This is a genomic window from Caldalkalibacillus thermarum (assembly GCF_014644735.1).
Classification (GTDB): domain Bacteria; phylum Bacillota; class Bacilli; order Caldalkalibacillales; family Caldalkalibacillaceae; genus Caldalkalibacillus; species Caldalkalibacillus thermarum.
This window is the reverse complement of the sequence record NZ_BMKZ01000001.1, coordinates 121596-146308: the sequence shown is the minus strand read 5'-3', so window position 1 is coordinate 146308 and position 24713 is coordinate 121596. Positions and strand designations below refer to the sequence as shown.

Genomic DNA, 24713 nt, shown 5'->3' with positions numbered 1-24713 from the left:
TGTTCAAACCTCCTCCACATTAATTTGGACGCGGGATTCAACTTCAGCTCTGGGGATTAAGACGGACCACAAACCAAGCAGCTGACGCACGGTGTACATGTTAGCCAGTCCACCCACAAACGGCGGCCCATTCAGGGCAAGGGGCGGAAAGAGACGGCCAAACTGAACGGCTTCCTCCTTGGTGTCGGTGTGCACGGCAATGCGCACATAAACCTCGTTCAGCTGTTCTTCATCCACTGGATGGGCCAGCGGGCCGTGGATCGAATTGTAGCCAATATATTCGGTATGGATATCGTTCACCTTCAGCTCATACAGTTCAATCTGCTTGCGGATAATTTCATCCACTTTTCTCGCTTTCTTCAAGGCATCAGGCCAAGAGTAGCCGATCATGCCCGCTCCCATATACCCGTTGGGATAGCCCATGATCGCTTTTAAGGTAGGAGGCTTGGGTTTTCCTTTCACCCCGGAAATTTGTACCCGGTCTGGACCCACTTCTTCAAAACGGGCGGCTGAAAAATCGGCGATCACATCAGGGGTGACATAGTGGGAGGGATCGTGAATTTCATATAAAAATTGCTCCTTTAAGGTATCGATGGACACTCTGCCCCCCGTATTGTCCGGCTTGGTGATGATCGCCGTCCCATCTGCATACACTTCCGCAATGGGGTACCCGATGTTCTCCATATTGGGAATGTTCCACCAGTCTCCGCTGAAGTTGCCCCCTGTCGCCTGGCCGGAGCATTCCATCAAGTGCCCAAGCAGCACACCCAGGGCCAACTTATCCCAATCATCCTCGGCCCAGCCCAGTTCATAGATCATAGGGGCCAAAAACTGGGCTGTATCGGTGGTGCGGCCGGTAATGACGATATCGGCCCCTTGTTTTAAACATTCCACAATGGGCCAGGCCCCCAGATAAGCGCTGGCAAATAAAATTTCCTCTTTAGACTTGGTGAACGGCTCACCTGTTTCATAATCGGCCAGCGAGATGCCTTTTTCCTGCAATTCATCCAGGATAGGATAAATGTTATCTCCGGTAGCAATGCCCACTCTAATCCCGGTAATGCCCATTTCTTTGGCCATGCGCACCACTTCATTTCTAGCGCCTTCAGGGTTAATTCCCCCTGCGTTGGTGATCAGTTTGATCCCTTTCTTCTTTACATAAGGGAGCAAGTTCTTGGCAGTAACCGTGATGTCTTTGGTGTACCCTTTGCTTGGGTCTTTTTGCCGGTCCTTCTGCAGGATGGCCATGGTCAGCTCAGCCAGGCAGTCGAAGCAGATATACTGGACATTGCCGTATTTGGCCATGTTCAGGGCACCGTAGATGGTGTCACCATAAAAACCCTGCCCGGCTCCTACTCTTACCATTTTCAATTCAATCCCTCCTTAACTTGTAAACGCTTACGAGATATTATCTTAACGTTTTTGCTACCTACAAAAATATGTAGCACCCATACCAATGATGACTGAACGCTCGCTCATAAGAGACATTATTATTATATCAAATTTTCAGAACATAGTATATTTTTATTCATAGAAACAACATCATCAGTGAAAAAAATCATGATCTTTTATTCACTTAACCTTGACTTTGCTACTCTACTAAGGATACAATAAATTTTGTGTATCAATAGACAGATTGACTGCAAAGATAGCCAGGGTGAACAGCCTATAGAAACCCTCTCCATTTTGCTCCTTTTGAACCGCGGCTGAATTTTTGTTCAAAAGGTGCACCGTGTAACCCTTAGCTATCGGGGCGAAGGTGTGTGAAAGCAAAATGGCTATAGGACTGAGATCACCACTTGTGCACAATCTTTAGACTATGATGGTGGAAGGAGAGTTATCACTTATGTCTCGTTATACAGGACCAACTTGGAAAATCAGCCGCCGTCTGGGAATTTCCCTGACTGGCACAGGCAAAGAGCTGCAAAAACGTCCTTATCCTCCGGGACAACATGGTCCCACCCAGAGGAAAAAATTAAGCGAATATGGCATCCAGCTGCAAGAAAAGCAGAAACTGCGCCATATGTATGGTCTGACTGAACGTCAATTCCGCAACACGTTTGACAAAGCAAACAGAATGCCCGGTATCGTGGGTGAAAACTTCTTGATTCTGCTTGAATCCCGTCTGGACAATCTGGTATACCGCCTGGGCTTTGCCCGTACGCGCCGTGCAGCCCGCCAGCTTGTTAACCATGGGCACATCACGGTGAACGGCAAAAAAGTAGACATCCCCTCTTATCAATGCAAACCGGGCGACGTCATCGGCCTGCGTGAAAAGAGCAGAGATCTGGCTGTCGTGAAAGAATCCCTCGAAGAGCGGGACTACTTGCCCGATTATCTCTCTTTCGATGAAAACAAAATGGAAGGCACATACACCCGCCTTCCTGAGCGCAGCGAATTGCCGTCTGAAATTCAAGAGTCCCTGATCGTTGAGTTCTACTCCCGTTAAGATTTCCTTTCCACAAAGCCTCCGGCATCCAGGACGGATGTTCGGGGGCTTTTGTTATTCATGGGGATAATGCTTTATAAAAAAACGGCCCTTCAAAGGACCGCCTCAAATTAACCTTGTCTAAACCTGTCTTATTTTATCCGTACAAACTTGCGCTTGCCAACTTGAACAATCATTCCTGCCTGCACATTCACTTCCTCCTGGATATCATCCACTCTGTCGCCATTGATGCGCACGGCACCCTGCTGTACCATCCGTCTGCCTTCCCCTTTGGAGGCCACCATGTCCAAGCCGTGCAACAAATCAACAATGTTAACAGGGGAAACACCTGTCCATTCTTTTTCGGGCATGTCCTCAGGAAGATCCCGCTTCTGGAAAACGGTTTTAAAGTGTTCCTCTGCCTGTTCCGCGGCCTCGTCTCCGTGATACATCGCCACAAGCGTTTTAGCCAGTCTCATTTTCGCGTCACGGGGATGAATCTCTCCGGACTTTAAACCAGCCTCTATACGCTTCACTTCTTCCAATGGAAGCCGGGTGACCAATTCGTAATACTTGATCATCAGCTCATCAGGAATGGACATCGTTTTGCCGTAAATCTCATTGGGCTCCTCATCAATGCCGATATAATTGCCCAGGCTTTTACTCATTTTTTGTACCCCGTCCAGCCCTTCCAAGAGCGGGGTCATAATGGCAACCTGGGGCTCTTGACCGTACTCTTTCTGCAGATGGCGCCCCATCAACAGGTTAAATTTCTGGTCAGTGCCCCCCAATTCAACGTCACATTCTAAAGCCACGGAATCATAGCCTTGCATCAGCGGATAGAAAAATTCATGCAGGCTGATGGCCTGATTTGCCCGGTAACGCTTCTCAAAATCATCCCGTTCCAGCATGCGGGCCACCGTTGTTTTGGCAGCCAGTTCAAGCACATCGGCAAAATTCAGGACAGAGAGCCATTTGCTGTTATAATGCAGTTCCGTTTTGGACATATCTAAAATCTTGGCGTACTGTTGGACATAGGTTTTGGCATTTTGTTTGACCTGTTCTTCGGTCAGGGGCTTCCGCGTTTCCGATCTGCCTGTGGGATCACCAATACGGGCCGTAAAATCGCCGATCAAAAACTGGACGGTATGACCCAATTCCTGAAACTGGCGCAGTTTTTGAATGACCACTGTATGGCCCAGGTGAATATCTGGTGCTGTCGGATCGACGCCAAGTTTCACTTTAAGCGGTGTGTCCGTGGCAATTGAGCGGGCCAGTTTTTGTTTCAGCCCTTCTTCCGGTACAATTTCGACAACACCCCGTTTCAAAATCTCGAACTGTCTGTCCACCTCTTTCTGTTGTGCTGGCGTTAAGCTGATTTGTTCCGACATCTGTCTCCCATTCCCCTTTCTCCTGCGTTTCACTGTACAGTAGCGTTAGACCTATGCCTGAACACCATCCCCATAATGCTCAAACATAGCATGTCCCCTCATAAAAGTCAATGATTAGCCCCAGCAAAACAGCTTGTGATATAATAGCGTTGATATTTAGGGAGGAATCGGAGCATGGCGAATGATCAAAAGCAAAACAATGAAAAAGGACAAGTGGTCAAACAGAAGCGATGGGTTTATCTCTTGAAAGTCACCTGGCTTGTTACCCAAGTGCTGTTTGTCCTGCTGGTGATGGGACTCTTGTTTGCCGGAGGGGTCGCCGCAGGCTATTTCGCCTCTTTTGTTCATGATGAGCCGATACGCAGCTATGAAGAAATCAAGGAAGATATTTATAACATTCAACAGACAGGGGAAGTTTATTTCAGGAACAATGAGTTTATTGGCTACTTGCGCACCGAAGTTCACCGGCAACCGGTCGATATTGAAGAAGTCTCCCTCTATCTTATTGACGCCATACTAGCGACTGAAGACAATGAATTTTTTGAACACAAGGGTATTAATATCCGCGCCTTGGGCCGGGCCGTGCTGGAAGAGTTAAGCTCTCCCGGAAAGGGTACCGGGGGCAGTACGGTGACACAACAGCTGGTCAAAAACCAATTGTTAACCGCTGAACGTACCTATGACCGCAAGTTCAACGAGCTGCTGTTAGCTATGCGTGTGGAAAGAATGTTTTCCAAAGAAGATATATTGGAAGCATACATCAATGTCGTTTACCTCGGTTATAACGCCAACGGTACCAATATAGAGGGGGTAGGTGCAGCGGCAGAAGGTGTTTTTGGGGTCAGTGTCTCTGACTTAAATATTGCCCAATCTGCCTATATTGCCGGCATGATTCAATCCCCGGGACGATACACACCCTTCAACCGTAACGGAACCATTAATGAAGAAAACTTGGAGCGCGGTTTGGTGCGCATGAACTATGTCCTGGAACGCATGTTGGAGACGGGCCGGATCACGCAGCAAGAATATAACGAAGCACTGGCCTTCGATATTAAGGGGAGTTTGGCTAAGCCCGAACCCACCATTGTGGAAAACTATCCCTATTTAACGTTTGCCATTGAAGAAGCAGCGATTGATATCCTGCTCGATTTGCGTCTGGAACAAGAAGGGTTGGAGCGGCACGAGGTCGATAATCTGGAACAATACCGGGAACAGGCCCGTCAAGATCTGTTTCGCGGCGGTTATAAAATTTACACCACGATTGACAAAGAACTGTATGAAGCGTTCCAGCGTGTAGTGGCTGAAGCCCAATTTGGCCCGCGCAGCAGCATCCAAACTAAAACAGTAGAGGATCCCGAAACCGGGGAAGAAAAAGAAGTGGGCCTTCTGGAACAAGTAGGCGGCACCCTGATAAACAATCAAACCGGGGCCATTTTGGCCATGATTGAAGGACGCGATTACAATGAATCACAGGTAAATTTCAGCCGTTCTGTCCGTCAGCCGGGATCAGCGATTAAACCCATCCTGGATTATGCGCCCGCTTTTGAGTTGGGTGTTCTGCAACCCGCTTCTGTCATCGATGATGTGCCGTTGTTTGCCCCTGACGGCAGCAGGGGTTACCATATGTTCCAAAATTTCAACCGGCGATTTCACGGACTGGTGACGGTGCGGAAAGCGCTGGAGCAATCCTATAACATCCCGGCCATCAAAGCGATGGAGATGGCCCGCAACCACAACAGTGAAGCGGTGCTGGACTATTTGCACAAGATGAACTTAACCATGTTTAAAGAAGAGCACTTGCATGAGCTGTCTGGTGCGATCGGAGGCGGGGGCTGGAATGTCAGTGTTGAAGCCCTAACTGCTGCTTTTGCCACCTTTGCCAATGAAGGAAAATACCTCAAACCCTATTTGATTGAACGCATCGAAACGATGGATGGAGAAACCGTTTATGAACACCAACCGGAGCCGGTTGAGATCTTTTCGCCTCAAACCGCCTTCTTAATCACTGACATGCTGCGCGATGTTGTCCGCTCGGGCACAGCCAGCCGCATTGGCCGCCGCCTGGGTTCGCTGGATGTAGCCGGCAAAACAGGAACGACCAGTGATGCCTATGATTATTGGTTTGTCGGTTACACCCCACAAATCTCTTTGGGCTTGTGGCGGGGTTACGAACGAAATGACTCCTTGGCGGGCAAATACAGCGAACGTCACCAGGAATTGTGGGCCCAACTGATTCAAACGGTGAGAGACATCCGTCCTGAATTGGTCGATGCCCAAGCCCGGTTCAAGCAGCCGGAAGGGATTGTGAGGCGGACCGTTTGTTCCAAGTCTGGTCTGTTACCTTCTAAATTGTGTCAGCAACAGGCCTGGCTGGTGACGGATTATTTCAATGCCAAATTTGTGCCAACCAAAACAGATGACCGGGTGGTTGAAGCACGGATCATTACTGTGAATGATCAACGATACCTGGCCAAAGCAACTACCCCTGATGACCTTGTAGAGAAAGGGATCTATGTCTTAACTGAAAAGATTAATTATCCTCCCGGCTGGTCCGAGCGCTATAAACCGTTGGATTGGGAAATCAGGGCGCCTGCAGAAGAAGACCCCCGCCAGGAGAATGGGAAAGTGCCTGCAGCGCCTGACAATGTCCAGGCTAAGCGGAGCGGAGGTGGCATCACAGTCTCCTGGAGCAAAGTGAATGAATCTGACTTAGCCGGGTACCGGGTGTACCGTGCTGGAGATGACGGCCAATTTAAGCATATTGCCAGCGTGCTTTTGCATGAAGAGACTGTGTATCAAGACAACACCGTATCCGGACGTGATTATGCCTATTATGTAACTGCCGTTGACATAGCTGGCCAGGAATCTGAACCGTCTGCCATCGCCGTCAGCAATGCCCAAGATCCCGATCAATTCTTCCTGCCGGATCCCCCGTCCCAACCGGCCGGCCTGAATGGTCAGGGCGGTGAGCTGTCTGTACAACTGAGCTGGCAAGCCAATCCTGGCGATGAACAAGTAGAATATTATCAGGTTTACTATGCTGCCAATGCACAAGGACCGTTCAAGCCGTTAGGGCAAACCCACGGCACCAGCTATACCCATACCTCGTTGGCAGATGCTGGTGATTACTGGTTCTATGTCACCGCTGTCAACCGTGCTGGGGAATCACCCCCTTCCAAAGCCGTCCGTGTCAAAGTGACCGGGCCACCTCCAGCAGAACCTGAGCCACCCGGTGATGGAAACCGGGATGGCAGGGGAGGCAATGGAGATGGCAACGACAACGATCCTAAACCAGGCAATGGAGATGGCAACGGAAATGGAAACGGGAACGGAAAGCCTCCTAGAGAAGGAAATGGAAATGGCGATGGTGGGAATGAACAGCAGGACGGTGGTGATAACGGCAACAATGAAGTGCATAAAACCAAAGGGATGGCTTCAGCAAGCCATCCCTTCTTATGTGTTCACGGTGCTGTTTACCTATTTTGTTAACCAAACAATCAGGCTGTTGAGACCGTTTGCCAATGTTTGAGCATATGGTCAACCAGCTCATAGGAGCGCCGGGCAGCCACTTTGGTAAACTCAGCGAAATTAATGTTTGCTTTCCGGTCTGCTTTATCGGATAAAGAGCGAATGATCACAAACGGAACCTGGTTCAGATGGCACACTTGAGCCACCGCTGCACCTTCCATTTCCACACAACTTCCGTTAAACATGTGATATAACTGTTCGACATGCTCAGGATCGGCTATAAATTGATCCCCGGACAAAATTTTTCCTTTAACAATCTGGACGGTGTCCTCTTCAGGGCGGTAACTTTCCGCCAGCCGGATCAGGAATGGATCTGCTTTAAAAACCGATGTCTCAGCAAATGGAATTTCCCCTTTTTTAAAACCAACAGGAGAGGCATCAATATCATGCTGCTGACATTCGGTAGAGATGACAATATCGCCAATATTGAGCTGAGGGTCAACGCCGCCGGCCACTCCGGTAAAAATAATGTAATCCACATCATAATCATCAATCAAGATCTGGGTGCAGACACTGGCATTCACCTTTCCCACCCCGGACTGGCACAATATAACGTCTTTTTCGTGCATGCGTCCCTGATAAAACGTAATCTCCGCCCGCTGTTTTTCTTGAATATCGGCCATGGCTTTAAGAAAAAGTTCGATCTCTTCCTTCATGGCCCCCATGATCCCTATTATTTGCGTCATGACTCTTCCTCCAGCTTCCGTTACTTGATTTCTGTATATTGTTTCTTTGTCGATTCTCTTTCCTCAATGCGGTGAGGCAAAACAACCAGGTGGTTATCAATTTTTTCCTTGTTCATAAATTTGGTCAACAGACGCATGGCTACCGCACCGATATCATACATCGGTTGGACAACACTGGTTAACCGCGGACGTACCATCGAGGTTAAACGGGTGTTGTCAAACCCGATCACTTCTACATCTTCCGGGATGTTGAGCCCCCGGTCCTGGCAGGCATGAATGGCTCCGATGGCCATTTCATCACTCATGGCGATGATCGCGGTTGCCCGGTCAGCCATATCAATCAATTCTCCGGCTGCTTTCAATCCCGAATCATAACGATAATCCCCATAGCGAATCAATGTTTCATCAACTGCAAGTCCGGCTTCTTCAAGTGCGTTGCGGTAACCGGCCAAACGCTCCTGCCCACTGTACTTCTCCTTGGCAGGGCCGGAGATAAAGCCGATGCGGGTATGCCCTTTGTCAAGCAACAATTTAACCGCATCGTAGGCAGCCTGTTTGTAATCAATCACCACGGATGGCATCTCTTCCTTTTCATCCTTGGTGGAAGCCAGCACAACAGGAACTGTGGAAGTGCTAAACAAATCAATGTGCTCATCTGTCAATTGGCTGCCCATAAACAACAAACCGTCTACCTGCTTTTCCAGCAGGGTGTTCACCAAGTGGATTTCTTTTTCCGGACGTTGGTCCGAGTTACACAAAATAATATTGTAGTTGTACATATTGGCAATATCCTCAACACCCCGGGTCAATTCAGCATAAAATAAACTAGAAATGTCAGGGATGATCACCCCGACCGTGGTTGTCCGCTTGCTGGCCAGGCCCCTGGCTACTGCATTAGGCCGGTAACCCAGCCGCTTTATGGTTTCCAGCACTTTCTTACGCGTTACCGGTTTAACGTTCGGGTTGCCGTTAACCACCCGAGAAACAGTGGCCATCGAAACGCCTGCTTCTCTGGCCACATCATAAATGGTTACATTTTTCACCTGAGTACCTCCTTCAATCGTTTATATTATTTTCCGTTATTGATTATCATCCATCAATCCATAAGGATTGGATTAATCTGGAAGAATATAGAAACATTTGCTGTTTATGGTTTTCAAAACTTTTCATTATAACAAGTTAATCATACGACAATTCAAACCCAGATGCAATGTTGGAGGCTGAATTGTCAAGGAATGCTCAAAGAAGGCAAACGGAAACAGCCCTCGCGATATTAAACAGCATAAAAAAGCTGGCGATTTACTCCTCGCCAACTTTTTTGACCTGTTCCATGGCATACTTTTGTTGATACAGTTTAGAACCAGTCCATTGAGCCAAAACAGCGGCGCCAATCAGGACGGGAATCAACCAATTGGAGATCCCCAGCCAGATGCGCAAAGCAATGATAACAGGAACCGAGGCATGCACGGCTACCATCCAGGTCAATGAAAATTTGCGGACTGAAGCACGCCACATGCCCAGGGGAACGTTAACCAAATAGGTAAAAGCAATAAGCCCTAATACAATTAAGATCTCATCCATTTTCTCACCTTGGTTAAGGAGTTTCTTATGCTTTTACCTTACCCTTTTTTTGCTGTAAAGTCAAATCCCCTATACCCTTACTTTGGGCTTTAACAAGCCTGAAGCCTGTAACTCGGACAAAAAGTCATTAAATTGCCCCAGATCCATTTGCTGATTGGCGTCAGAAAGCGCCACAGCAGGGTCAGGATGCACTTCCACCATCACCCCGTCCGCACCTGCGGCTAAGGCTGCCTTTGCGGTGGGCAGCAAGAGATCGCGGCGTCCGGTGGCATGGGTGACATCAGCCAAGACAGGCAAATGTGTTTCTTGCTTCAAGATAGGGATAGCCGATATGTCCAGTGTGTTGCGTGTAGCTTTTTCATAGGTGCGAATGCCCCGCTCACACAAGATCACCTGTTTATTCCCTCTGGAGACAATATATTCAGCAGCAAACATCAATTCCTGAATCGTAGCCGACATCCCCCGTTTTAACAACACCGGGTGGTTAACCGATCCGGCCGCTTTCAACAGTTCAAAGTTTTGCATATTACGGGCACCGATCTGGATCACATCCACATATTCCGTAGCCAGTTCAATATCTTGGGGAGACACAATTTCACTAATCACAGCCAAGTCAAATTCGCCGGCAATACGTTTCAAGATTTTCAATCCTTCTATACCCAGACCCTGAAAATCATAAGGGGAAGTTCTGGGTTTAAAGGCTCCACCCCGCAAGAGCTTCAATCCCTGGCGCTTATGGTTTAAGGCAACTGCTCTGACCTGCTCGTAACTTTCCACTGAACACGGACCGGCAATCAAAACGGGCTCGCCCCCGCCAATTTTAACGCCCTTAACCTCCACAACCGTATCTTCTTTCTGCTTTTTACGGCTGACCAAAAGCGCTTTGCGGTTGTCATCTTCTTGCAGCTCCAGTGAGGCTTTGAAAATCTCTTTAAAAATATGCAAAATAGTGGACGTTTCAAAGGGCCCTTTATTTTTCTCAGCCAAGACATCCAGCATTTTCCGTTCCCGAACCGGATCAAAGCGGTTGATGCCGGATTTCAGCTTTATCTTGCCAATTTCCTGGGCAATGCGTCCCCGTTCGCTTAAAAGTTCCAAAATTTGCAAATTAATTTCGTCTAATCGCTTTCTTAATTTTTCCAGCTGATCTAGACCTTTCTCACTCACGCTCCGCTCACTCCTATCCAAAATATTTAATGGTTACTTTAACATGATTAGCAGTAAATTGCAATAGAGATTTTTAATCATTTAACGCATAAAATTATAAAAGTGATTGACAAAAAACAGCGGCTCACATCCCCTGTTTGACAACATCGACCGGAATGGAGCCACTGTTTATAATGCTACATTGCGTTTAGGTATGCTTAGTCTGCTCCTTGACCCTGTCTGTGACAGCTGCAGCTTCATCCTTGACGTAATCAACGGCTCGATGCACATCCTGTGCGGCATCAGCTGCAGCTTTTTGAACCTGACCCTTTAATGTTTCTACTTCCTCTTTCACTTGGCTGGCTATATCCTTCACCCTTTCGGTCAAGGTTTCGGAGTACTCTCCCATGTTACGGGCCAGCTCCTGGGTTTTTTTCAATACTGTTTGATAGCTTTCAGATAAGCTTCGCCTCAGTTCCCGGCCAGATTTAGGCGTCAGGAGCATAGCGGCGGCGGCTCCAATCATCCCCCCCACGAGTACCCCAATGAGAAGGTCCTTGCCCTTCCTGTTGTTTTGATCAGCCATCTCTCATTCCTCCTTTATTGTGATCTAAATCTTTTTGAACACGGTAGGATTGCCATTTATGCCAAAGATCAAGGAATAGGGTTACATATTTCATGATCTCATCCACTTTGCTTTGATGTTTAATGGCAGTCTGTCGTACACTGCGGGTAACGCTATCCATGATCGTGGATGAAATCTCTTTCATGGAACTTGAGACTTGACGGGTGGCCTGGCCAATCTCTTCTGCTGACTTGAACAGCTGGTTCAGCGACTGTGATTTGTTATAGATATCTTCTGTCAGTTGATTGGTGCGCCGGATTAAAGCCGTGGTCTCCCTGCTCAATTCGTCCACACGCTTTTCGATAGTGGCCATGTTTTCACTCAATTCCTGCAATGACTGCTGGACGGTGAGTAATGTTTTGACAATATAAATCACTAAGACAACAAAAGCAACAGCAATAAGTGCCACACTAATTTCAATGATGCCCATTGTCTTTTTCCTCCTCACAATCTTGTCTTTTATGACGAGCTACATCCCCTGCACTTCGCCGCAAAATGGGACTCGTTACGTATTCGGCGTTGTAAACGGAATACCCTGCCTGCCCAAACATAAACCTACTTTTTTCTGTATTTTTGGCAAAGGTATACGACGACCATGGCTAACGTGGCCCCAATCACATCGTTAACGACATCAAACGGATCAGGATGCCTCCCCGGAACAAAAGCTTGATGAATTTCATCGCTGATCCCGTACAAAAAAGAAAACAACACCGCCAATCCTTTTCTTTGCCATTCGTTCAGCTTATAGGCCTGCAAAGCAAACCAATAAGCCAGCCCCAAAATGAAATAGGCCGCAAAATGCCCCCAGTCCAAACGTTCAAACATTGGGAACATGGATTGAATTTCTTCTCCTGTACGCGAGGATAAATAGAAAATAACGCCCATCCAGACTAAAGCCGGGGCCCAGCGCCAATGGCGCCGGATCTTTTCTTTGGGTTCCACACCAGTTCCTCCTTTATACTCTGCCATATATCTGCTGTTCACTGATGGATCCTTTTGCTAAACTAGTATTATAACAGACATTTAATACTAATCATAAAAGAGGTGATAAAATGAAAGACCCGCGTATCGAAACTTTGGCTAAAAATCTGATTCACTACTCCGTCCGCTTGCAAAAAGGGGAAAAAATCCTGATCGAAAACATCGGCCTGGAAAAAGAATTGCTTCATGCCCTGATTAAAGAAGTTTATGCCACAGGAGGCTATCCCTTCGTCACCATCAAGGAACCCAGTGTGAACCGGGCCCTCCTGATGGGAGCAGAACCTGAGCAACTGGACCTGATGGCCAAATGGGAAGCGGACCGCATGAAAGAGATGGATGCCTATATCGGGATCCGCTCCGGGGACAACATCAGTGAACTAGCCGATGTGCCGGCTGAAAAAATGCAAGCCTATGCTAAACATGTCCTTCATCCCGTACATAGCAAGATTCGGGTGCCGCACACCAAATGGGTTATCTTGCGCTGGCCCCGGCCTTCAATGGCGCAGTTAGCCAACATGAGCACAGAAGCATTTGAAGATTTTTATTTTCAAGTCTGCAACTTAGATTATGCCAAAATGTCCAAAGCTATGGATGCCCTGGTGGAACTGATGAACCGCACAGACCAGGTGCGCATTACAGGCCCTGGCACAGATTTAACCTTCTCTATCAAGGACATCCCAGCCATTAAATGCGCCGGGGAGTTTAATATACCTGACGGGGAGGTGTTTACCGCACCCGTTCGGGACTCGGTGAACGGTACTGTGCGCTTTAACACCCCATCTCCTTATCAAGGCTTTGTGTTTGAAAATGTGGAGTTGGAATTTAAAGACGGCAAAATTATTAAAGCCACTGCCAATGATACCGACAGGCTGAACAAAATTCTAGATACGGATGAAGGAGCCCGCTACATCGGGGAGTTTGCCATTGGCGTCAATCCGTATATTCTGCATCCTATGAAAGATATTCTATTTGACGAAAAAATTTGCGGCAGTTTCCATTTCACACCTGGTGAATGTTATGATGAAGCCTCCAACGGCAATAAATCCGCTATACACTGGGACATGGTGTGTATCCAGCGGGAAGATTACGGCGGCGGAGAAATGTATTTTGACGGGGTGCTGGTCCGCAAAGACGGACAGTTTGTACTTGACGAACTGCAGGACCTTAATCCGGAAGCGCTGAAATAACGGCAATGAGGCTCCTGTTTGTGTCAGGGTGACCTTCACGACAGGAGCCGTCCACCATCCATTGTTATAAAATTTTAAATATAAAAAGGAGTTGTTGAATATGACAGCGAAACAACCCGTTGGCTTGGGACACGGTATATATTTGATTGACGGCTATGACCTGGGTTTTTCCGGCCGCACTGGCACATATGTGTTCGCTGAGGAAGCGTTAACCATCATTGAAACAGGCCCGAGCCCATGCGTTCAGCATATTTTAGAGGGGCTGAATGCCCTTGGGCTGAGCCCTGAGACCATTCAGTATATCATCGTCACCCACATCCACCTGGACCATGCAGGAGGCGCGGGAATATTGCTGGAAAAGTGTCCCCACGCGCAAGTGGTGGTTCACCCGCGGGGCGCCCGCCATCTGGCTGATCCATCCCGGTTGATTGCCGGGGCAAAGGCGATTTATCAAGATCAGTTTGACCGTCTGTTTGACCCTATTGTCCCCGTACCGGAAGACCGCCTGCTTGTCAAAAATGACGGGGATACGCTGGTCATTGGTCCCGAACGGACACTCAAATTCCTGGACACCCCAGGCCATTCAAGGCATCATTTCAGTATATACGACCCTGTTAGCAACGGCATCTTTTCCGGGGACACATTCGGCATCCGCTATCCCCAAATGGAGGAAGCCGGGGGACAGTTGTACTTGCCTTCCACCTCTCCCAATCATTTTGATCCAGCGGCCATGCGCCACTCTATTGAACGGATGTGCAGCTTAGACATAGAACGGATTTATTTTGGCCATTATGGCATGACCACCGCTGTCGATGAAGCCCGCCAGCAAGTCTTGCATTGGCTGGATGTATTCGTGGAGGAAGGAAAAAAGGCCTATGCCAATGGACAGGAACCCCAGGTCCTGGCGCAAAGTTTACTTGAACAGCTCCTCGCCCATCATAAAACAATTGACATTCGCCAGCATACCGAGCTGTATGAAATCTTAAAATTGGATATGATGGTCTCTTCCCTGGGGATTTTTGATTATCTGGCCAAGCAGCATAAGAATTAGATGTATGGGGACTCAAGTTCAGGTGAAACCAACCTTGTTAAAGTGCAGTAAAACTCCCATGATTAGTACATAGAGTTAGAGTGTTTGTTGTTTTCCTGGCCGGTCATGACAGCAGGTTTATGATCATCGGCTTGGCTGTCCAGCCGGTCCTCTTTTTGCTCTTTGGCAGGGAAAAGCCCCACTTTGGCCGCCAGCTTCTTGCGAAAGATCAACGGAACAGCAATCAATAGGGCAAAGATCACAACCAGCTTCATAATCATCACCGGGTCCCGTTCAACAAGGGTATGGCCGACAAACGTATAACCGTATGTACCAGGAATGACCCCAATGAATGTGGCATAAAAAAACGAGCGTAAGCGCACTTTGGAGATGCCAGCTAAGTAGCTGATCAAATCAAAATTGATAAACGGTATCAAACGCAAAACTAATACATAGAAAAATCCGTTTTGCTCAAGTTGGATCTCGAGCGTCCTAAATCTGCCTGTCCATCTTTTCTGTACAATTTCTTTACCCAGCTTCCTGGCCACACCAAACGCTATTACAGCACTGATCATTAAGCCGATCAACGAATACAGTGTTCCCAAGAAGGGACCAAAGGCCAGCCCCGCTGCGATGGTCAAAATGGAAGACGGAAATAGCAACAAGGGACGGATGGTGAACAGAAGAATAAATACCAAGGGTGCATACCAGCCGAAAGAGGTCATCCATTCCCGGATCGTTAACGGTTTCCAGTTTAAATAACGATGATTAATCCATATCAAAACGATAATCAACATAAAGATAAGTAGCGCTTTCAGGATGCTTTTTTTCATCATGACAGACCACATGGACAGACTCCTTTTCCTGCTACCATTGTCATTGTCATTATAGCCTTTCTTGATTAGGGAGGAAAGCCTTTAATAGAGTAAAATAGCCACTGGCTGTTCAACCAGTGGCTTCCGTATCCTTTGCCTTTACATGAGCTAGCCCGCTCTACCAATAACCCCAGCAGCTGCAGCCGACAATAACCAGCAAGATAAACAACACCACAATTAGCGTAAATCCTCCGTGAAAAGAATAAACTGGTGCTTTACCGCTCATGCTCCCATGTCCCTCCTTTTGTATGTGTCACCCTTCCCGGGTAGGTGGTCACTAATACATTATGCAGGTTTGTCAAACTAGGTAAGAGGGACAAAAGTGGAGTTTTTGTTTATCAGACTAAGATAGGCTTTTTTCCAGGGCATGCTGCACCTTTTGAATGTCACCCGCTCCCATAAACAGCAAAACTGCATTGGAGTAATGATGCAGCTGGTCCACTGTCGCCTCACTGATTAAACGGGACTCAGGCAGTTTACGCATCAAATCTTCAATGGTCAAAGTACCTTGTTTTTCCCGTGCCGAGGCAAAAATATCACATAAATAGACCTCATCCGCCAGCGACAGGGCCTCTGCAAACTCATTTAGAAACGCTTCCGTGCGCGAAAAGGTATGAGGCTGGAAAATAGAGACCAGCTTGCGGTCAGGGTATTTAATACGGGCGGCTTCGATGGTGGCTCTAATCTCAGCGGGATGGTGCGCGTAGTCGTCAATCAAAATGTTGCCTTTTATCCACACTTTCTCTGAGAAGCGCCGCTTCACACCGCCAAAGGTGGCCAAATGGTGTTTCACATCAGCCATGGGCAGCTTCTCTGCCAGGCAAACGCCAATCACAGCCAGCGCATTGAGCACATTGTGGCGGCCGTACAGAGGGAGATGAAACTCCCCTAGCTGCTCTCCGCGATACCAAGCTGCAAAAGTCATGCCCCGTTCACCGGCGCTTAATATTTCAGCCTGCAGTTCGTTGTGCGGCTTAAACCCGTAGGTCAACATATCTACAGGGAATTCTAAACGCCCGACATGGGGGTCATCTCCGCAAGCAACGATCATTTTTTTGGTCTGGTTGGCCAAACTTTGAAAAGCATCCACCACATCGTCTAAATCGCGAAAATAGTCGGGATGGTCAAAATCAATGTTGGTGATAATTTGATAATCGGGGTGATATGCCAGAAAATGGCGGCGGTACTCACAAGCCTCATAAACAAAATACTGGCTGTTTTTCTCTCCTTTTCCCGTTCCGTCCCCAATCAAAAACGAGGTGGGCCGGATGGCACTGAGCACATGGGCAAGCAATCCGGTCGTGGACGTTTTGCCATGGGTGCCAGTGACGGCAACATTGGTGTACCCCTGGGTTAACTGGCCTAAATAGTCATGATAACGGTAAACCGGAACCCCTATTGCCCGGGCTTGTTCGATTTCCTCGTGATCCTCTTTAAAGGCATTTCCCGCAACCACCGTCATGCCGGGCTTGATATTCTCCTTGGAAAAAGGATAAATGGGAATGCCTTTTTCTTCAAGGGGTTGTTGTGTGAAGTAAAAAGTGGCCACATCAGAGCCTTGCACCTGGTGCCCCAGATCGTGCAAAATTTGGGCCAAAGCACTCATCCCTGACCCTTTGATCCCAATAAAATGATATGTTGTCATCATTGCCTACCTCCATCCACAATACAGCCTAACCGCGGGTTTGCAGCAGTTGTTCTGCCTGTTTCCGCCCCTGATGATACAGCCATTCTCCCTTCAGGGCGTAAAACAGGGCTAAAAGTTTGGAAGATAAGCGTCTTCCTTCAGCCAACTGCTCTTCTATGTCAACCATCCACCGCTTTGCTTCACGCTGCTTGCCCAGTTGCATATTCACTGCCATCAGTGCCATCTTGGTGAGTGGTTCTGTCGTTTTTGGCTGCGTCTTAATTCCCCGCTCTAATGCTTTTTCGAAAGCGGCCTTCGCTTGATGCCAGTCCCGTTGATAGTAACAGGCCAATCCTTGGGCGTAATCCCCATATCCTTCATGCCGTTTCAGACGGGCAATATGTTGGTAACTTAGGCTGACGCCCTTCAGGTCTCCCTGCTTTAACATATGCCCAGCCCGGAAAGAATGATAAAAAACAAGCGCAGGCTTATACCACAAAAAAATAAGGACAAGATATATAAGGGCATACAGCCACAGGGAGGCCCCAGAAAATAAGACCACTAGAACAACCGAAACAAACAGAACCATGATGATAAGGGCCAAAATAAAAATGACAGTCCTTTTCAATGTCAACACCCTGCTCTTGTTCATCGTCAAACAAATATTATATCACAAACCATTATCCATGGGGAGCACACAATTATTTCTTGCTTTCTTGAAAAATAATGGTATAATAAGATTAGTTTGATTAAAAGTTGAATTACTGCAACCTGTTCGGCCTCTGTGCAAGGCGCAACAAGTGAAAGTATTCAGTTTTTAATCAACAAATTTTTAAGTAAGGAGGCCGTAACATGGTCGGCAAAGTAAAATGGTTTAACTCTGAAAAAGGTTTTGGATTTATCGAAAGCCCCGAAGGAAACGATGTGTTCGTCCACTACACAGCCATCGAGGGTGAAGGCTTTAAAACCCTTGAGGAAGGCGAAAGCGTCCAATTTGATATTGTGGTAGGCAAACGCGGACCTCAAGCTGCCAATGTCGTGCGCTTGTAAACAGCAAAGATGACATTGACAAGAGCATTGTTCCGTTATTAACGGATCATGCTCTTTTTTATTGAACATGTTATATCTAAGAAAAGAAAAAAGGAGTTTGAACTAACTTGACACATTTTCAAGCATTAAATATCTCGGAACCCGTTAAGCGAGCTTTAGCCAAAATGGGGTTTGAAGAAGCCACACCCATCCAGGCCGAAGCGATCCCATTGGCTTTAAAAGGTCAAGACCTGATTGGCCAGGCCCAGACCGGTACGGGAAAAACCGCTGCTTTTGGCATCCCCATGATTGAAGGTATACAAGCCCATGCTAACCATATACAAGGACTGGTCATCACACCAACCCGTGAACTGACGATTCAAGTGGCCGAAGAATTGAACCGGATTGGTGAGTTTAAAAAAGTGAAGGTGCTGCCTGTCTATGGCGGGCAGGACATCAATCGCCAAATCAAAGCCTTAAAACAATATCCACAGGTGATTGTCGGGACACCTGGACGCTTATTGGACCATTTGCGCCGCAAAACCCTGCGTCTGGCTCATATACGCCATGTCGTGTTGGATGAAGCAGATGAGATGCTGAACATGGGGTTTATTGATGACATCACCGCTATATTGGAACAATGCCCCCAAGAAAAACAAACGCTGCTGTTTTCAGCCACCATGCCGGAGCCGATAAAAGAGCTGGCCCTGCGCTTTATGCGGCATCCAGCAGAAGTAAAGATAAAGGTTAAGCAAGTGACCGTGCCTTTAATCGAGCAATATTATCTTGAGGTGCAGGAAAAGCAAAAGTTTGATATCCTCTGCCGCCTCCTTGATCTGGAGTCCCCTGAATTGGCTATTGTGTTCGGGCGTACAAAACGCCGGGTGGATGAACTTTCTGAGGCACTAAAACGCCGGGGATACTTGGCTGAAGGGATTCACGGTGATTTGAGCCAAGCCAGACGGGACCAGGTGATTAACCTATTCCGGACCGGATCAATTGATATTTTGGTAGCCACTGATGTGGCTGCCCGTGGCCTGGATATTCAGGGTGTGACCCATGTCTGTAACTTTGACATTCCGCAGGACCCTGAAAATTATGTGCACCGGATCGGCCGCACAGGACGGGCCGGACAAACCGGAAAAGCGATCACCTTTGTTGTCCCGCGTGAACTGAACCATTTAAAAACAATTGAGCACCTCATTAGGCGCAAACTAGAGAAGAAGCGGATTCCCACTATTAGTGAAGTATTAAAAGGCCGGCAGCAAGCAGCCATGGAGAAACTTTTAAGGGTGGCAGAAGAAGGGGACCTTCAAGTTTTCCAACGCATGGCTCAAGCGCTGCTTGAGGAACAAGATTCCGTCACATTGGTGGCCGCAGCCTTGAAATTATTGACCAAAGAACCTGATCAAACCCCGGTCCGGCTTACAGCTGAGGCTCCCCTGCAGGTGAAGAAAAAGAAATACGCACACGGAATGAAAAGACGTAAGCACCGCCAGTAATGGTTAAAGCCAGGCATCAAGGTTAATCATCCAGGTAATGAATATGGGCTACCGTTTGATTGATACGCCTTTTTTGGCTGCTGTTTAATTCAAACAGATCCATGATTTCCTCTTCAATGTCCTCATACCAAGCTTTCCGGTCAGATGGCCTCTCGGCTGAGAGCAGCTGATCCACCAGCTGGGCGACAAATTGCTGCTTGTTTGGGGAGGCCAATGGAATGGGGACAGCTTCCAGGTAATGCCGCAACACTTTCACTGAACAAAAACTTAATTGGTAAAAGTACTGGATCGTTTTGGAATTCAGCACAGCCAGGAGGTATTTAATGTCCAGCTCCGATGTCTCTGGTACAAGAATGTTGGCGCTGTTCAAGGTGAGATGTTGCTGGTTGTCATAGGCAAAGACCAGCGTCCGGTTGATAAAGCGGTAAATCAGTTTTTCCTTGGCCCGGTAATACTTAAGTGGCGCCACTTGTTGAAACTGGTCAGGCTGAAAACGGATATGCGTGGCAGCTGGTCTTGCCCGGTATTTAAAAATGTCACTTCCCTTTAAGATGGGTTCCGTGTCCCGCTGTTGTTGACTCACCAGGAATTTCTGATTGTTACCCGTGACAATCCCCAGAGCAAAGGCCGCCTTTCCTTGCAAACAAGTGGCCGCAGGATGGGAACGCAGGTAACGAAGTAAACGGTCATCATCATCTGTGCAATAAACATTGAACACACAAGCGTGATTGTTCTTAAAGCGTTGTTGAAGGATTCGATGCCCCTTCCCTATCCCCCTGACATAAACACAATGATTTTTCTTTTCACCGGCTTGGCGCTGGGCCATGAAGGTAATGACAGGGCTGTGCACGCCAGTAAAGGTGTTGCCTAGCAAGTGAATATCTAAAAGCTGTGTCTGTTCCAGCAGAAACTCCCTGACAGGCCGGTGGCCGCTGACAGACAACATGGCCTCAGGGAGGACAAAGTTTAAAATCCCGCCTGGCTTTAACAATCTGACAGCCTGCTCTACAAACAGGCTGAACGAGTCCACCAAATAGCGGGCCGAACGAAAGCGGGTTTTTAATTCTTTTTTTGCGGAGAGACCAAACGTGGAGCCCCAGGGCGGATTGCCTATCATGACATCAAAAGATGCAGCATCCTTCTTCTGCAAGTCAGTTCCCTGCGCCAGAAAATCGCGGACCTGTATCTGGAAGACGGGCATTTCGGCGGGCAAATGATCGGCAGCCAGGGCCAAATTGATTTTGGTTAAAGTGACGGCCACCGGGTCAATATCCATACCCAACAAACAAGATTGAAACAGGTGTTTTTCTGCCTCTTGCACAGAAAATCCCAATGCACACAAGCGGGATTTTAAATGTTGAAACAGCTTTAATAAAAAATTTCCAGATCCGCAACAAGGATCCATTATTTTTACTTTCTCTGTAATCTCAAGCTGATCCAGACAACTTTCAACCATCTCCCTGACCAGAGACGAGGGTGTATAGTATTGTCCATATTGTTTCCGCTGCCCCAATTGACTTAACGAAAGATAGACCAGGCCCAGGAAATCTTCCCCTTCTACATAGGGAATATCTAAGGGGTGCAGACGGTCTAACAGCTCCTTCTCATCCGGAGACAAGCCATCCGTATGTATCAGCCCGGTCAAAAGCCGCGACAGCCAGCCAAGTTGAACCTCTCCGGTTAACCAGCCGGCAGTCAATGAAGTCCCTGACCCTGGGGTAAGAGCATCCCTTTCCTTGCCATGGAAACCATGTGAAGCATGCTTATGCCGCCATAATTGCAGGACACATTCACATAAAATCAAACGGATATATCTCGTGGCTTGTTGTGTGGTTGCCGTTCGCAAAAAAGGATCTGCCACTTGCATAATCTCTGCTGTCAACCCGGCATAAGGCTTGAAACTCACGTATTCGCTTGGAATCAACCTTCCCTTGACCGCCCTTTTGTTTCTCCTTTTCCGCAAACGGTTCAATTCTCCCTGTTCGATCAGCCGGGAGAGCTGGTCGATTTCAGCTCTCGCCACCATGCGTTGACCATTTTGAAAGACTATGTGCCGTATAAGGCCGGTTTTCACCCAGTTTTTGACTGTAGCCGGAGAGACTGCCAGGTATTCGGCCGCCTGTTGTAAGGTTAAATAGACGGCAGAACATTCAGAACCCTGCTGCTTTCGGGCAACTTCCGTTTGCCTTTGCCCGGTGTTCCCTTGCTTCGAAAAAGAAGCGGATGCTTGTTTGATCTTATTCATTGCTTAACCTCTCCTAGTGAGCCAAAAACGCATCGATCTCCGCTTGTCTTTGTTCATACACTTGATCAGCCAGCTGAATCAGTTCGTCAATTTTACCGATGTCGTCAATGGGAATTTCCTTGCCCAACTCCTGGTTAAGGCGCAGCATACGTCTGCCTAGCAGCATTTGACATTGATAGGTAATCGATTCAGAGGTCACATGCAGTGCCAGGTCAATCAGTTTGGGAGTGATCCTAAACGGCCGCCATTTAAGCTGAATCCATTGACTCAGGCCCCAGCCCGGTTTGCCGCCCGGATCAAAAGTGATCTTCTGCTTCCCTGTGCCCAGGGATAAAATGTTCACTTCCTCCACTTGTTGGCCAAAAACGTTCAGCGCCTCAATCAGGGCGACAAATGAAGGATTGTTGGCCCACAATCCCCCGTCTGCCATGAGCAGGTCATCGTTCACTTGGTAAGGAGGAAAATAAAGTGGGGCGGCACAGGAGGACAAAACCGCTTCCCACAGCTTAATTTTACCACTTTCACGGGGGTTGGTGTGGGATTTAAACAGATGCACATCCCCAACCTGCAAATTGACCGCGGGAATGACGAGCGGAACGGAAACTTCAGCCAGGTGTCTCTGGCCAAACACATCCTGCAGTACCTTTTTCAGCAGGTGATGATGATAAAAACTTTTCAAGACCCCCAGCGAGCGCTGTTTAAACACTTTTGGTCCCCAATAGCGGTACCAATCTACAATTACATCCATCTTTTGCCCGGCTGCCACTGCCGCGGCAATAATCGCCCCGGTACTGGTCCCGACAATCAAGTCGAAAGACTTGTAAATGGGCTGTTGATATCTCTCTTCCAAACGGTTCAGGATCTGAGCAGGGAACACCCCGCGAATTCCGCCCCCATCAATACATAAAATTTTCATGACCAGCCTCCTGTCAGACCATCGCTTTTAACAAGAGTTTCCGTAGTATGGGCAGCAAATGATCATTTAATTCATTGACATGGGGCACGACAATGCTGTGGCGCCCATAAATGTTGCGGAACGTTTGCTGTACTTTTTCCGGGACCTGTTCACCCGCCAAATAGATCCCAATGACGTCAATCCCTTTTCTCCTTGCTTCCAGTACAGCCTGATAGGTATCCAAAATACCCTCTGCTTCGTAATTTTGGGCCGCCGGCTCCCCATCGCTAAACACCAGCAAAAAACGCCGGGCTTCAGTCCGCTCCAGCAGATGGGCCGACATCAGGCGGATGGCATAACCGTCCCGGTTGTCCTGCTGCGGCTTGAGCTGCATAATAGCCGGGCCGCTGTCGGGTAACAGGGAACGGCTGAACTCAATCACAGGCTGAAAATAGTTAGGATAAGCTCCCCTTTTCCCTTCACCACTCTCTTCCCAAAAGCCGGTCACCATATGGGGGATAGAAAGCCCGCGCAAGCATTCATGAAACAGGGCAATGCCCCGCTGGGTTTCAGTCATTTTATCGTACATGGAAGCTGAACAATCCACGAGCAGCATAAAAGCGGCATCAATCTGGCGAGATGGATTCTTTTTCTTATAAAACAGGCGCGGGGAATCTTCTGTTAACAGCCGGGTCAACTTCCTGGTCAGGCGGCCGAAGGGCAAGAATTCTCTGGCAGCCGTGTGCTTATGTTCCAGTATCAGCTGAATCGTTTTCATCAGCTTGCGTTTGAAAGGACTAATGTGCCGGATGAGCTCCTCATAGGCGGCCCTGTCAGCCTGGCTTGCAGGTTTGGGAGGTACAAAGACAGGTTTGACATGACGGTTGATGTCCCCCATCAATGCTTTCTGCTCACCAGCCAGTGTTTCCAAACGTTTGAGTACATTTTGAGGATCCTCATAATCATCACGGCTGGAGCGATGGGCTGACCCTTGCACCATACCCACGGCCTGGTCCCCGCTGTCCGACTGGCGCAAAACGCCGCCCAAGGCGGTGGAGCGGGCGCCTTCCTCCAGCTCAAACTGCAAAAAATGACCGGTCTTATCTGCTGTATCCTGATGCCACATAGGCAGCTTTTGGTCTTTACGCTGATCCTCTTTCACTTCCTGTTCCCCTTCTTCGTCATACGCCTTCAAGAGAGAGGCCCGGTTCAGAGGATCAATGTCCACTTGCGGCTCTGGCTCCGGAACACGGCTCTTGGGCCAGGCCCAGTACGTCGTCTGCATGTCGCCGGACAAGTGCACATCAAGGGCCTCCACAATCCCCCAGCAACGCTCGGCCACTTCAGCAGTTGAACTGGCATCCATCAGCCACTCCAACTGGGGCTGCAATTGTTTCAGCAGCTGATACAACTCAGCACTGATCCCGGGAACGCGGGGATCGACTTCGTTGGCTGTCAGCCATAAATACAAGGCCGTAAACAAGGCGTCACCCTGTTCTCCACGACGCACATGTCCCGGCAGCCTGCGGGCAAAATAGCGGGTATACACCTGGCGGCGGACATCAAACACACGCTGTGTGCCAGGCCTCTCCGCCATCATGGCCAGTGACAGGCGCAGCTCTTCAGCCATAATAAACAGCTGGGTTGCTAACTTGGGCCGTGCTGATGCTGCTGCCCTGGACATATAGCGGGCAATGGCAGACCGATCTGACGCTTTGATCTCCATGCTGCGGATATACACATCACTTTTCATGCCCTCTAGTTGCATTTTAGGGTCATCCAGTTCATCCCAGAACTGGCTGATGTAAATCGTTTGGCTTCCAGGATCAAAATAGGAGCTCAAATCAAAATCGATGCGCACCTGGGGCCGGCGGGCCAGGGTACGGGCCAGGTCCAAAAGCTGCATGCGCACAAAAGCATCCACTTCCTGTTCTAGAAAGCGAAACACCATGGCCGT

Annotated in this window: 22 protein-coding genes; 6 read left to right on the top strand and 16 right to left on the bottom strand. The window is 48.3% G+C overall.

Annotated features, from left to right (window positions below):
- Positions 1-3 precede the first annotated feature (3 nt).
- Positions 4-1365, bottom strand: a complete 1362-nt coding sequence (locus IEW48_RS00750; RefSeq protein ID WP_229703898.1) for an acyclic terpene utilization AtuA family protein — start codon at positions 1363-1365, stop codon at positions 4-6.
- A 481-nt stretch (positions 1366-1846) separates the two neighbouring features.
- Between IEW48_RS00750 and rpsD the strand changes: the two genes are divergently transcribed.
- Positions 1847-2449 (top strand): 30S ribosomal protein S4, encoded by a 603-nt coding sequence (gene rpsD / locus IEW48_RS00745; protein ID WP_188622155.1) that lies wholly within the window; start codon positions 1847-1849, stop codon positions 2447-2449.
- A 131-nt stretch (positions 2450-2580) separates the two neighbouring features.
- Here the strand turns inward: rpsD and tyrS are convergent, their stop codons facing one another.
- Complete coding sequence (gene tyrS / locus IEW48_RS00740) at positions 2581-3819, bottom strand: tyrosine--tRNA ligase (protein WP_188622154.1); 1239 nt, start codon at positions 3817-3819, stop codon at positions 2581-2583.
- A 174-nt stretch (positions 3820-3993) separates the two neighbouring features.
- Here tyrS and IEW48_RS00735 point away from each other — a divergent pair, with 174 nt between their 5' ends.
- Complete coding sequence (locus IEW48_RS00735) at positions 3994-7308, top strand: transglycosylase domain-containing protein (RefSeq protein ID WP_188622153.1); 3315 nt, start codon at positions 3994-3996, stop codon at positions 7306-7308.
- An 8-nt stretch (positions 7309-7316) separates the two neighbouring features.
- On the opposite strand, the gene IEW48_RS00730 is transcribed toward IEW48_RS00735, so the two are convergent.
- The 7 genes from IEW48_RS00730 to IEW48_RS00700 form a co-directional block, all read right to left on the bottom strand.
- Positions 7317-8033, bottom strand: a complete 717-nt coding sequence (locus tag IEW48_RS00730) for a 5'-methylthioadenosine/adenosylhomocysteine nucleosidase (RefSeq protein WP_188622152.1) — start codon at positions 8031-8033, stop codon at positions 7317-7319.
- A 20-nt stretch (positions 8034-8053) separates the two neighbouring features.
- Positions 8054-9076, bottom strand: a complete 1023-nt coding sequence (gene ccpA / locus IEW48_RS00725) for a catabolite control protein A (RefSeq protein WP_007502735.1) — start codon at positions 9074-9076, stop codon at positions 8054-8056.
- A 256-nt stretch (positions 9077-9332) separates the two neighbouring features.
- A complete protein-coding gene (locus tag IEW48_RS00720; protein ID WP_188622151.1) occupies positions 9333-9614 on the bottom strand; it encodes a hypothetical protein in 282 nt (93 codons plus the stop codon).
- Between the two features lie 69 nt (positions 9615-9683).
- Entirely contained in the window at positions 9684-10781 is a 1098-nt protein-coding gene (locus tag IEW48_RS00715) for a bifunctional 3-deoxy-7-phosphoheptulonate synthase/chorismate mutase (RefSeq protein WP_007505264.1), read from the bottom strand.
- A 187-nt stretch (positions 10782-10968) separates the two neighbouring features.
- On the bottom strand, positions 10969-11346 hold the full coding sequence (locus IEW48_RS00710; RefSeq protein ID WP_188622150.1) for a YtxH domain-containing protein: 378 nt from the start codon (positions 11344-11346) through the stop codon (positions 10969-10971).
- The gene (locus IEW48_RS00705; protein WP_188622149.1) at positions 11339-11815 is read right to left on the bottom strand and encodes a DUF948 domain-containing protein; all 477 of its coding nucleotides are present in this window, start codon (positions 11813-11815) and stop codon (positions 11339-11341) included. The genes IEW48_RS00710 and IEW48_RS00705 overlap by 8 nt, the downstream gene beginning before the upstream one ends.
- A gap of 125 nt (positions 11816-11940) precedes the next feature.
- A complete protein-coding gene (locus IEW48_RS00700) occupies positions 11941-12327 on the bottom strand; it encodes a VanZ family protein (protein ID WP_007505269.1) in 387 nt (128 codons plus the stop codon).
- 110 nt (positions 12328-12437) lie between these two features.
- On the opposite strand from IEW48_RS00700, the gene IEW48_RS00695 reads away from it, so the two are divergent.
- On the top strand, positions 12438-13553 hold the full coding sequence (locus tag IEW48_RS00695) for an aminopeptidase (protein ID WP_188622148.1): 1116 nt from the start codon (positions 12438-12440) through the stop codon (positions 13551-13553).
- Positions 13554-13653: 100 nt separating this feature from the next.
- Positions 13654-14604, top strand: a complete 951-nt coding sequence (locus IEW48_RS00690) for an MBL fold metallo-hydrolase (RefSeq protein WP_188622147.1) — start codon at positions 13654-13656, stop codon at positions 14602-14604.
- Between the two features lie 62 nt (positions 14605-14666).
- Here the strand turns inward: IEW48_RS00690 and IEW48_RS00685 are convergent, their stop codons facing one another.
- The 4 genes from IEW48_RS00685 to IEW48_RS00670 all read right to left on the bottom strand — a co-directional run bounded on the left by IEW48_RS00685 (position 14667) and on the right by IEW48_RS00670 (position 17713).
- Positions 14667-15431, bottom strand: coding sequence for a TVP38/TMEM64 family protein (locus tag IEW48_RS00685; protein WP_188622146.1), 765 nt, complete (start codon positions 15429-15431; stop codon positions 14667-14669).
- 145 nt (positions 15432-15576) lie between these two features.
- On the bottom strand, positions 15577-15684 hold the full coding sequence (locus IEW48_RS00680; RefSeq protein ID WP_188622145.1) for a YjcZ family sporulation protein: 108 nt from the start codon (positions 15682-15684) through the stop codon (positions 15577-15579).
- A 117-nt stretch (positions 15685-15801) separates the two neighbouring features.
- Positions 15802-17103 (bottom strand): UDP-N-acetylmuramate--L-alanine ligase, encoded by a 1302-nt coding sequence (murC, locus tag IEW48_RS00675; RefSeq protein WP_188622144.1) that lies wholly within the window; start codon positions 17101-17103, stop codon positions 15802-15804.
- A 28-nt stretch (positions 17104-17131) separates the two neighbouring features.
- Positions 17132-17713, bottom strand: a complete 582-nt coding sequence (locus tag IEW48_RS00670; protein ID WP_188622143.1) for a tetratricopeptide repeat protein — start codon at positions 17711-17713, stop codon at positions 17132-17134.
- Between the two features lie 224 nt (positions 17714-17937).
- Between IEW48_RS00670 and IEW48_RS00665 the strand changes: the two genes are divergently transcribed.
- Together IEW48_RS00665 and cshA are read left to right on the top strand one after the other, a co-directional pair.
- Positions 17938-18135, top strand: coding sequence for a cold shock domain-containing protein (locus IEW48_RS00665; protein ID WP_007505278.1), 198 nt, complete (start codon positions 17938-17940; stop codon positions 18133-18135).
- A 107-nt stretch (positions 18136-18242) separates the two neighbouring features.
- Positions 18243-19616 (top strand): degradosome RNA helicase CshA, encoded by a 1374-nt coding sequence (gene cshA / locus IEW48_RS00660; protein ID WP_188622142.1) that lies wholly within the window; start codon positions 18243-18245, stop codon positions 19614-19616.
- 22 nt (positions 19617-19638) lie between these two features.
- Here the strand turns inward: cshA and IEW48_RS00655 are convergent, their stop codons facing one another.
- Genes IEW48_RS00655 through IEW48_RS00645 form a run of 3 tightly spaced genes read right to left on the bottom strand, consistent with a single transcriptional unit; the run spans position 19639 to position 24707 of the window.
- Positions 19639-21861, bottom strand: coding sequence for a TaqI-like C-terminal specificity domain-containing protein (locus IEW48_RS00655; protein ID WP_188622141.1), 2223 nt, complete (start codon positions 21859-21861; stop codon positions 19639-19641).
- Between the two features lie 13 nt (positions 21862-21874).
- Positions 21875-22777 (bottom strand): CBASS cGAMP-activated phospholipase, encoded by a 903-nt coding sequence (locus IEW48_RS00650; RefSeq protein WP_188622140.1) that lies wholly within the window; start codon positions 22775-22777, stop codon positions 21875-21877.
- Between the two features lie 13 nt (positions 22778-22790).
- On the bottom strand, positions 22791-24707 hold the full coding sequence (locus tag IEW48_RS00645) for a vWA domain-containing protein (RefSeq protein ID WP_188622139.1): 1917 nt from the start codon (positions 24705-24707) through the stop codon (positions 22791-22793).
- Positions 24708-24713 lie beyond the last annotated feature (6 nt).

What these genes read in the sequence shown, in the direction of transcription:
- IEW48_RS00750 (WP_229703898.1), bottom strand. Translation starts at nt 1,365, where the DNA reads ATGGTAAGAGTAGGAGCCGGGCAGGGTTTTTATGGTGACACCATCTAC.
- rpsD (WP_188622155.1), top strand. Translation starts at nt 1,847, where the DNA reads ATGTCTCGTTATACAGGACCAACTTGGAAAATCAGCCGCCGTCTGGGA.
- tyrS (WP_188622154.1), bottom strand. Translation starts at nt 3,819, where the DNA reads ATGTCGGAACAAATCAGCTTAACGCCAGCACAACAGAAAGAGGTGGAC.
- IEW48_RS00735 (WP_188622153.1), top strand. Translation starts at nt 3,994, where the DNA reads ATGGCGAATGATCAAAAGCAAAACAATGAAAAAGGACAAGTGGTCAAA.
- IEW48_RS00730 (WP_188622152.1), bottom strand. Translation starts at nt 8,033, where the DNA reads ATGACGCAAATAATAGGGATCATGGGGGCCATGAAGGAAGAGATCGAA.
- IEW48_RS00720 (WP_188622151.1), bottom strand. Translation starts at nt 9,614, where the DNA reads ATGGATGAGATCTTAATTGTATTAGGGCTTATTGCTTTTACCTATTTG.
- IEW48_RS00710 (WP_188622150.1), bottom strand. Translation starts at nt 11,346, where the DNA reads ATGGCTGATCAAAACAACAGGAAGGGCAAGGACCTTCTCATTGGGGTA.
- IEW48_RS00705 (WP_188622149.1), bottom strand. Translation starts at nt 11,815, where the DNA reads ATGGGCATCATTGAAATTAGTGTGGCACTTATTGCTGTTGCTTTTGTT.
- IEW48_RS00695 (WP_188622148.1), top strand. Translation starts at nt 12,438, where the DNA reads ATGAAAGACCCGCGTATCGAAACTTTGGCTAAAAATCTGATTCACTAC.
- IEW48_RS00690 (WP_188622147.1), top strand. Translation starts at nt 13,654, where the DNA reads ATGACAGCGAAACAACCCGTTGGCTTGGGACACGGTATATATTTGATT.
- IEW48_RS00685 (WP_188622146.1), bottom strand. Translation starts at nt 15,431, where the DNA reads ATGTGGTCTGTCATGATGAAAAAAAGCATCCTGAAAGCGCTACTTATC.
- IEW48_RS00680 (WP_188622145.1), bottom strand. Translation starts at nt 15,684, where the DNA reads ATGAGCGGTAAAGCACCAGTTTATTCTTTTCACGGAGGATTTACGCTA.
- murC (WP_188622144.1), bottom strand. Translation starts at nt 17,103, where the DNA reads ATGACAACATATCATTTTATTGGGATCAAAGGGTCAGGGATGAGTGCT.
- IEW48_RS00665 (WP_007505278.1), top strand. Translation starts at nt 17,938, where the DNA reads ATGGTCGGCAAAGTAAAATGGTTTAACTCTGAAAAAGGTTTTGGATTT.
- IEW48_RS00655 (WP_188622141.1), bottom strand. Translation starts at nt 21,861, where the DNA reads ATGAATAAGATCAAACAAGCATCCGCTTCTTTTTCGAAGCAAGGGAAC.
- IEW48_RS00650 (WP_188622140.1), bottom strand. Translation starts at nt 22,777, where the DNA reads ATGAAAATTTTATGTATTGATGGGGGCGGAATTCGCGGGGTGTTCCCT.
- IEW48_RS00645 (WP_188622139.1), bottom strand. Translation starts at nt 24,707, where the DNA reads ATGGTGTTTCGCTTTCTAGAACAGGAAGTGGATGCTTTTGTGCGCATG.